Genomic DNA, 9466 nt, shown 5'->3' with positions numbered 1-9466 from the left:
GTGCGGTATCCGAACCGGGCAGCGAGACCGACGGCGGCGCCGAAGGTGCTTGCGGCGCAGGGGGTTCCGGGGTACGCGACGGCGGCTGTCCGGGCTTCGGCGCGGCGCGACCCGGCAACGGGGCCGCTCCGAGCACGCCGGACGTGCCGCCGACATCGGCCGAGCGGGCCGGTTCGGACGTTCCCGCGGCACGGCCCGCCTCGTCCGCGGCGGAGGGACCGGCGCCGATGACACCGGAACCACCGGATGCGCGTGGCGGCTGCGGGCGGGCGGGCGGGGGCAGCACGCGGGGGGAGCGGATGCCCGGCGTTTGCGGCGGGGTTGACGAGCGACCACCCTCCGGACCCGCCGGCGTGTGTGCCGCGGCGGCGTCGGCGGAGCTCGAGGCGGCAGGCGGTGCCTGATTCGCGGCGTCGTCCGCGGCGTCGTCAGCGTGGTCGGCGGGCGAGGCATTGCCCGAATCGGCCGACGGCGCATCTGCGCCGGAGTCCGAGCGGCGGAGGCCGAAACGCTTGCGCTTCGGGGACTTTTCGGCCTTCCCCGACTTCTGAGGCTTCTCGGTCCTGCCCGGCTGCTCCGATGCGGACGAGTCGGACTTCTGAGTCCCGGCGGCCGAAGCAGCGGCGTCCGCTGCCGGCGGTTCCGCCGGCTCACCGGTCCGTACCGTGGGCCCCCCACTCCGCGACGCCGACGACGCGGTGCCCGCGGCCCGCGACGGTTCGGAACTTTCGGCGCGAGGCCGGTCGGCTCGTGACTGCGCGGGGCTCTCGGCGCGCGGCGTCGGGCTCTTGGCGCGAGTCGCGCGCGTGGAGGTGCCGGTCGCGGCCGGATCGATGCGATCCAACTGCTCGGTCGGCGCCTCCGGATCGACACGCAGGAACTTCAACCGCCGCGGCTTGCGCGGACCCTTCGGGGTCCCGTCGGGCAGCTGTGGCAGCTGCATGGTCACGGGATCGGTCACCGGTGTGGTCTTGACCAGGTCGACGACCTCGCCGGTGCCGGGACGCTCGTCGTCGAGAATGGGTTCGCCCAGGCCGATGCGCTGCTGAATGCGCTTCATCCAGGCGGGGGCCCACCAGCAGTCGTCACCCAGCAGTTTCATGGTCGCGGGAACGAGCAACATGCGCAGCACGGTGGCGTCGATGAACAGCGCGGCCATCATGCCGTAGGCGATGTACTGCATCATCACCAGATCGGAGAAGGCGAACGCACCGACGACCACGAGCAGGATCAGCGCCGCCGCGGTGATGATGCGACCGGTCTGCGCGGTTCCGCTGCGCACCGACTCGGTGGTGCTCGCGCCCTGGGCGCGCGTTTCCACCATGCGGGAGAGCAGGAAGACCTCGTAGTCGGTGGACAGGCCGTAGATCACCGCCATGATCAGCACCAGCACCGGCGACATGATCGGCTGCGGTGTGAAATTGAGCAGTCCGGCGCCGTGGCCGTCGACGAAGATCCAGGTCAGAATGCCGAGCGTGGACCCGAGCCCCAAGGCGCTCATCAAGGCCGCCTTGATCGGCAGCACCAGCGATCCGAAGGTCAGGAACATCAGCAGGGTCGTCACGAAGACGACCAGCACGATCATCAGCGGCATGCGATCCAGCAGCGAATCGATGCTGTCCTGCATCAGAACCGGCTGACCGCCGACCATCAGATCCACATCGTCGGGGACGTGGATCGAGCGCAGGTAGGCGATCGTGTCCTCGACGTTCGCGTCGGGCGCCATCGTCGCCTCGGACACCCAGACGTCGGAGCCGTTCGGCGGGATGCCCGGGGTGCCGAACGGATCGGTGAGTCCGGGGGCGCCGCTGGCCTCGTCGAGGATGGCCTTGATCTCGCTGGTGTTCTGGGTGGTGATGACCAGCTGGATCGGGTCGGTCTGGCGCAGCGGGAAGATCTCGTCGAACTTCTCCTGCGCCATGCGGGTCGGATTGTCCGGCGGCAGATAGGTTTCGCTGATGCCGCCGAACTTCAGGTTCTTCACCGGGATGATCAGCAGCAGCAGGATGATGCACAGCGGCACCGCCACCTTCAGCGGATGTTTCATCACCCACTGCGTGGTGCGGCCCCAGAAACCGTTCTCCACCTCTTCGGCGGTCTTGGTCTTGCGGAACCGCTTGAAACCCAGTGCGTCCACGCGCGGCCCGAGGATCGACAGCAGCGCGGGCAGGATGGTGAGCGAGGCCAGCGCGGCCAGCAGCACGGTCGCGATGGTGCCGTAGGCCACCGATTTCAGGAAGCCCTGTGGGAACAGCAGCATGCCGGCGCTGGCGGCGATGATCATGGTCGCCGAGAAGGTGACCGTGCGTCCGGCGGTCATCACCGATCGGCGCACGGCCTGACGGGTGGTGTAGCCCTCGGCCAGTTCCTCGCGGAACCGGCTGACTATGAAGAGTCCGTAGTCGATCGCCAGACCCAGGCCGATCATCGACACCACGGCCCCGACGAATGAGTTCACCTCGGTGACGTGGGTGATCGCCATGACGATGCCATTGGCGCCGAGGACGGTGAGCCCGCCGATGATCAGCGGCAGGGCCGCGGCGACGATTCCGCCGAAGATGAAGAACAGCAGGACCGCGACGGCCGGGATGGCCAGCATCTCCATGCGCTTCTGGTCCGAGGCGATGGTGTCGTTCAGCGTGCCGGCGACCGGTTGCATGCCCGCGAGCTGGACGTCGACGCCCGGAATATAGAAGGCGTCCTTGACCGCGCGATAGTTGTTCATCGTGGTCGTGTCGTCGTCGCCCTTGATGGCGACCGACGCGAACGCGTACTTCTTGTCCTTGCTACCGGTGGCCGACGCGCTCCAATCGCCGGTCTCGGTCTTCCAGTACGCGACGTTGACCTTGCTGATCCGGTCCGGATGTTCCCGGGGCAGGCTGTTGAGATTCTCGGTGATCTTGCGCCCGAACTCCGGATCGTCGATGGTCTTACCCTCGGGCGCGGTGTATAGCGCGATCACATCGGACATGTGATCGCGGCCGTAGACCTCGTCCTTGAGCACCGCGGCCTGCGAGGACTCCGCTCCGGGGTCGAACCAGCCGCTGGTGCTCAGGTGGTTTTCCAGACCGAATCCGTACGCCCCCAGGGCGAGAAGTGCGGCCACCGCTACACCGAGCACGGTGTAGCGGAACTTGTGGACCAGCTCGCCCCAGCGGGTGAACACTAAGCGACTCCTTGAGCGGGGCGGGAGGTGAGCAGTGCGGACAGCGGCCGGAAGGGCTGCAGCCAGGCTCCCTCGTCGGGCAGCGAGTCGAGGCTGACCCGGGGCAGCGGTTCACGGAACACGCCCGGGATGTCCTCGAGGTCGACGAAATCGAGGATATCGGACGTGACAGCCCAACTCGCGTGCTCGCGGAATCCGAGCACCTGGACCGGAACCCCGGTCGCCGCGACCTCCTCGAGCGGTTCACGGAAGGCCTGACCGTCCGCGGAGGCCACCATGATCCCCGCGAGACCGGCTCCGCCACGGCGTAACTGGATATGTGCCAGCATGTCGCTGTCGACGTCGGAATCCTCATCGATCTTCGGTTTCGCGAAGACCGCGTAGCCGACGTTGCGCAGCGCCTCGACCCACGGACGCACCACATCGGCGGTCCCGGGGGCGATATTGGTGAAGACCGTGGCCTCGGGTTCGATGCGCTGCGTGCTGCCGGCCGACAGCTCGGCGGTGCGGGCCAGCAGCCAGCGGCCGAGTGCGTCGAAACGCGGCCGGTAGGCCGCGGTGGGACGGCCGCCGAGGATGGCGCCCAGGCCCATATCCAGATTCGGCGCGTCCCACACCAGCAGCACCCGTCGCACACCGGCGGGTTCGGCGACCGGCGTCGCGGGGGTCGCCGCACCGGCGACGACGTCGGATTCGTCGCCGCGCACTGTTCCGGCAACCTCGTCGGCCGCCTGCGCCATCTCCCTGAGACTCATATCTAGATCTTCCCCCAAATGAACTCGGTGATGGCGCTTCCGGCTCGATGCGCCTTGCTCTCGAACTTCGTCACCGGGCGTTCGAGGCCGATCACCGTCTCGGCTCCGGGGTGTTCCGCATCGCCGCCGGTGGCCTCGTTCAGGCCTACGAGCTGCGGTTCTCCCGCGCCCACTGCGGCGATGTGTTCGGCGTAGCCGGCGTGGTCGGTGGCTACGTGCAAAATTCCGCCGCGTTGCAGGCGGCTGGCGATCAGGGTCATCGTGGCGGGCTGCAGCAGCCGGCGCTTGTGGTGGCGCGCCTTCGGCCAAGGATCGGGGAAGAAGACCCGCACACCAGCTAGCGAATCCTTGGCAATCATGTGTTCGAGGACATCGACGGCATCGCCGCGCAGCAGCCGGATGTTCTCGATGCCCTCCCGTTCGATCCGCTGCACGAGCTGCGCGAGGCCGGGTTTGTACACCTCGATGCCGATCAGGTCGAACTGCGGTTCGGCCTGGGCCATCGCCGCGGTCGCGGTCCCCGTGCCACAGCCGATCTCGATGATCAGCGGCGCGGTCCGGCCGAACCAGGCGGCGGCGTCGAGCGGCTCGTCGCTCACCTCGCGGCCGATCCGCGGCCACATCCGCTCCCAGGATTGCTGCTGGGTCGCGGTCAGCGCGCCACGACGCGAGCGGAAGCTCGTTACCCGCGGGTAGAGGCGGGATGGCTCACGCTCGGGGGCAGGGCCTTCGTGGTTACGCAAGCTGCCGCCTCCGGCCCCGTCGCTACCAGCGGTGTCGTTCGCGGCGTCGTTCACGGCGTCCATTGTCCAGTATTCGATGATCAGGGCCGCAATCGACCGCGTCGAGGAGGGAAATCCCGGGTCAGGCTGTGTTGCCGAGGGGTGCGAGGCCCGGCGTCAGGCGGCGAGCGGCTGCTCGTCGGGTAGCTGCGGTTCACTCTGCTTGCCCAGCGGCAGGCCCAGGAGCATCCGGCCCGCGGTGCCGGCCAGCTCGACCAGTCCGCGCCAGCGCGACGGGGACGCCACGACCGACCAGACGGTCCGCGTATCGGTGTCGGCGTCGGTGACCGGGAGGCCGGCGATGCGGTCGGCCAGCCACTCCAGACTCAGCGGCGTGGCCAGCGGTAACAGCGTGAAATGGTCGCTCAGCCGGTCGCGCAGATAGCCGACGGCGGCGCCGCCCGCGCGATAGCGCTCGACCTGCGCATCGATGCACGACACGTCGATGATGCGGTCGTGCAGCGGCTGGATCACCAGGATCGGACAGTGCGGGGTGTGCTGTCCGAGGCGCATATCGTCGAACATGTCGCACATCGCGGGGGTGCTCAGCACCTCCTCCAGCGGACGGTCGAGGTATTTGCTCACGTCCTGACCGGCCAGCCGGGCCAGCGCCACGATCGGCGGCAGCTGGGCGGCCCGTTCGAGCAGCCGTTCCCCGGCGGCGCTGATGCGGCCGTCGAGAACCTCGCCCAGCGCCGGATATACCTGGCGCAGCGCCGAGATCACGATCGCCGGGAAGCCGGCGTATCGGCCGCCGTTCAGCCGGATGAACACCTCACCCGGGTCACCGACCGGTGCGCCGAGTACCGCACCGGCGATGGTCAGTTCGGGGGCATATGTGGGAGCCATCTCGACCAGCCACGATCCGGCCATCCCGCCCCCGGAGTAGCCCCACACCACGACCGGTGTGTCGTTACTCAGCCCCAGCGGGCGGAAGTGCATCGCGGCGCGAATGCCGTCGAGGGAGCGGTAGCCGGGTTCGCGCGGCGCGCCGAAACGGCCGTCCGGGCCCTCGTGGTCGGCGATGCTCACCGCCCAGCCGCGCCGCAGCGCGTTGGCGACGAGCAGCAGTTCGAGCTGGGTGATCGAGCCCGGGACGACGGCCCCGCGGCGCAGGGCATAGGAGGGGGCGCATCGCTCACTGACGGCGTCGATCGCCGATTCGAAGGCCAGCAGCGGGCGGCGTTCGCCCGGTTCGGCATCGGCGGGCAACAACACGGTGGTCACCGCGACCTCCGCACGACCGTGCAGGTCGTTGCTGCGGTACAGCAACTGCCATGCCGTCACGCGCTGCGGAATCAGGCCCAGCAGCGCGATCTGCACGGGCCTGCTGCGCAGGACGGTTCCGGGTGCGTGGGTGGCGATGTCGGCGGGTGCGCGATAGAAGGGGTCCTGCGACGGCGGCAGCGGCCGATCGTTCTTCGTCGCGACGGCGGTGCCGTCGTCACCGATGACGTCCACACTGACGCTCATCGCAACCTCCTTCGGATCCACGGGACCGGCGCACAGGCGCACGGCCGGCCAGGGTCCACACCGCCGCGGCCGCGCACCGGCGGTGTCGCCGGCGGCTTCAGCGTAGGTGATCGAATCCGTGACCCGTTAGTCCGACACTGTCGAATTATGCTGTGACACAAGCACAACCACCGTTTTGCCGGAAACATTCCCAATTCCGCCGTCAGTACCGCTCAGCGGTCGCGTTCGTCGAGTCGCATGCCATCGTCGCCGGTCACGGGCTCGGGCAAGCGGTTTCATGTGATCGATTACACATCTCGATGTGGCGCAACGGCGATCGGATGTGCCGGTGGATCCGCGGTCGATGCCGACAACCGGCGCGTCTTCTGACAGAATTTGCCGCTGGAAGGGGGTATCACCCGTGTCGAGAGCCACTGCAACCAGCGCTTCGCCGGGCTTCGTGAACGACCACGGCGGGCCCACACCGGAACTCGAGCAACTCATCGCCACGGTGCGGATCGGCGCCGGGTCCGCGCCGGGAATCGCCGATCAGCTGGCGAGTGCGGCCGTGGCCTTCCGGCGGCCGCTGCGGATTCAGGTCACCGGGCGGGCCGGTGCCGGGAAATCGACGCTGTTGCGGGCGCTGGCCCTGATGTCTGCCGAGGAGACCGCGCCGGTGGATCAGCCGGGCGTGCCGGATCCGGTGCTCGACGCCGATCTCGTCGTCTATGTGCTCGCGGGTTCGCTGCAGGCCGCCGATCGCCGCGTTCTCGAATCCTTGCGGCCCGACACCACGATGGTCGTGCTCAACAAGGCCGATGCCGTGGGCTCGCGCTGGGGCGATGCGGTGGTGGCCGCCGATCAGGCGGCGCACGGGCTGGGTGTTCCGGTCGCTCCGATGGTCGCCGAACTCGCGGTCCGCACCCGTGCGGGCACCCCGAGCGACGACGATCTGCGCACGCTGCGCCGTCACGCTGCCGGTGGTAGCGCCGAGCTCACGCTCTCCCCGGAACTGTTCGTCGACCGATCGGCCGGGCCCGATGTGGCCGATCGCCGGGCGCTGCTGGAGCGCTGGGGCCTGCACGGGGTCAGCTGCGCGCTGGTCGCGCTGCGCTACGAACCGGAGCTGGGACCGCAGCAGTTGCTGCAGTTGCTGCACGCCGTGAGCGGGATCGATCCGGTGCACGCGCGCCTGCATCAGCGCTACGAACAGATCGCGGCCCTGCGCGGCGGCGATCTGCTCGACGATCTGGCTCGCATCGCCGCCCGCGCGATCCCGCAGGGTGACGGCGGGCGCGCCCGCGACCTGATCGAGGATTATCTGGCGGGGGACGAGGCGCTGTGGACCGCGCTGCAGGCCGGTCTGGCTCGCCCGGAGGTCCGCCATCTCGCGGCCGGATATCCGTCCGCGACGCCGGCGGACGCCGACGACGCGCTGGTCCGCGCCCAGCGCTGGCGCGCGGTGGCCGCCAGCGATATGCCGGCCGCCGCCCGCCGCGCCGCGATCCGGTTGCACAACGGATATATGCGGATGTGGGAGCGGATGAGCAGTGCCGGACTGTGAGGTACCCGGTGCGTCGGTCGAGCTGAACGGTCGGCGAGCGGGCGGCACCGGCCTGGATCCCGAGGTGCTGGCCGTCGTCGAGCGGTGGAATCCGCAGGGCAGCGCGCTGCTGCGCGCGGTTCCGGCCGATCCGGGCCCGAATTCCGCCGCACCGCACGGATCTACCGTCGCGGGTTCGGAACCCGGTGTGGCACAACCTGTTCCGGTGACCGTCATCGGGCCCGACGATGCCAACACCACGCTGCTGCGCACCGAACTGTCCCGCTTCGAACCGCGCGTGGCACTCACCGACCCGGTCACCGACCCGGCAACTCTGCTCGCCGCCACCGATTTCGGCCCCGGTAGTGGTCCGGCGGTGGCGCTGGTGCTGGTGGATCCGGGCGCCGCGGTCGGCGCCGCACTGCTCGACCCGGTGACGCGCTTACAGGCGGTGGGAACGCGAATCCTGTTCGCCATGAACGGAGTTCACGCTCATCCCGATTGGCGATCGGTACTGGATCGCGATACCGCCATGCTGGCCCGGGCACTCGGCGCCGAGCCCGAGATCCTCCCGGTCTCGGCGCGGCTGGCCGTCGCGGGCCGCGGCAACGGCGACGCCGCGCTGCTGGACCGCTCCGGTCTGGCCGCCCTGCACGCCCAGCTCAGTGCCGCGGTCGGGGTCCGGGGCGGCCCCGATCAACTGGCCGGTGTCACCGAACGGGTGCTCGCCGATACCCGTGCCCGGGTACTGGCCCAGATCGAGGCACTGCGCTCGGGCAGCACGGTCGCCGCCCTGCGCGCCGAACGCACCGCCGCGCTGGCCGGGCGCGACGGTGGCCGGGCCCAGGCCCTGGCCGCCCTGCGCAATCGGCTGCAGCTGGCCCGGGTCGATCTGACGCACGAGGTGGGCGTTCGCGTCCGCACCGTCAATGCCACCGCCCGTGCCGATCTGGACCGCCTCGACCGCCGCTCGGTGCGCGGCTATCCCGAACTTCTGCAGTCGGCGGTGAATCAGGCCACCGCCGAACTCGACGCCATGGTCCGCCACCGCCTGATCGAACTGGCCCGCCAGATCGAGGCCGTGGCGGGCTCGGAACCGCAGCCCGCGCTCGCCTCGCCGGCTCCGCCGACCGATCCCGCACCCCGGGTCGGCCCCGATCCGGAGCGCCGCCATCGCGGTGTCGAGGATCGGCTGATGATCGCCCTGGGCGCATCGGCGGGTTTCGGTCTCGGCCGGTTGATCGTTGCGCCGTTGTCGCTGCTGCCGGCGTTGGATTATGCGACGGTGCCGGTCACCCTGGCACTCGGCGCGGGCGTCGCGTGGTGGGTGGTGCAGGCCCGCGGACATCTGGCCGATCGGGCACATCTGCGGCAATGGGTGACCGATGTGCTGGTCAACGTGAAGGCCCAGCTCGAGCAGCGGGTGGCGACGGCCCTGGTGGAGGCGGAGTCGGAGCTGACCGAACAGGTGGTGCGCGCGAGCACCGCCCGCATGGTGGAGGCCGATCGCCGGGTCGCGGAGCTGGAGGCGCAACTGCGCCGCACCGCCGCCGAACAGCCCGCTCGAGTGGCCGCCTGCGAACGCGATCTGGCGATCCTGGAGGCCGCGGTCGCCGGGTGATTCCGCCCGGTCGCGGTTTGCTCACCCCGCACAGCCGGGGTGCCGCCGAGGTGGGAAGGTTTCGGCCGGGTCCCGAGTGAGCAACCCCATTCCGTACCGACCGTCACATCGCGTTAACCTCTTTACTTAAGGAATCCGGGTGTCCGT

General features: G+C 69.7%; 6 protein-coding genes. 2 read left to right on the top strand and 4 right to left on the bottom strand.

Annotated features, from left to right (window positions below):
• From ON23_RS26645 to ON23_RS26630, 4 genes are all read right to left on the bottom strand, one after another.
• Positions 1-3166 (bottom strand): MMPL family transporter (locus ON23_RS26645; RefSeq protein WP_083904251.1); only part of this gene is annotated, 3166 nt, incomplete at its 3' end.
• Entirely contained in the window at positions 3166-3921 is a 756-nt protein-coding gene (locus ON23_RS26640) for an NYN domain-containing protein (protein ID WP_039781553.1), read from the bottom strand. The genes ON23_RS26640 and ON23_RS26645, both read right to left, overlap by 1 nt.
• Positions 3922-3923: 2 nt before the next feature.
• Entirely contained in the window at positions 3924-4727 is an 804-nt protein-coding gene (gene trmB / locus ON23_RS26635) for a tRNA (guanosine(46)-N7)-methyltransferase TrmB (protein ID WP_039781551.1), read from the bottom strand.
• A gap of 93 nt (positions 4728-4820) precedes the next feature.
• Positions 4821-6176: a lipase family protein gene (locus tag ON23_RS26630; RefSeq protein ID WP_039781550.1), complete on the bottom strand. Its 1356-nt coding sequence runs from the start codon at positions 6174-6176 to the stop codon at positions 4821-4823.
• Positions 6177-6576: 400 nt separating this feature from the next.
• On the opposite strand from ON23_RS26630, the gene ON23_RS26625 reads away from it, so the two are divergent.
• Entirely contained in the window at positions 6577-7719 is a 1143-nt protein-coding gene (locus tag ON23_RS26625) for a tRNA modification GTPase (protein ID WP_245556121.1), read from the top strand.
• Positions 7706-9319 carry an amino acid adenylation domain-containing protein gene (locus ON23_RS26620; protein ID WP_245556119.1) on the top strand — a complete coding sequence of 538 codons (1614 nt, stop codon included), beginning with the start codon at positions 7706-7708 and terminating at the stop codon, positions 9317-9319. The genes ON23_RS26625 and ON23_RS26620 overlap by 14 nt, the downstream gene beginning before the upstream one ends.
• The last annotated feature ends 147 nt before the right edge of the window (positions 9320-9466 follow it).

Origin of the sequence: Nocardia cerradoensis NBRC 101014, from assembly GCF_000308535.1 — a bacterium.
Classification (GTDB): Bacteria; Actinomycetota; Actinomycetes; order Mycobacteriales; family Mycobacteriaceae; genus Nocardia; species Nocardia cerradoensis.
This window is presented reverse-complemented; position numbering and strand designations above follow the sequence as displayed.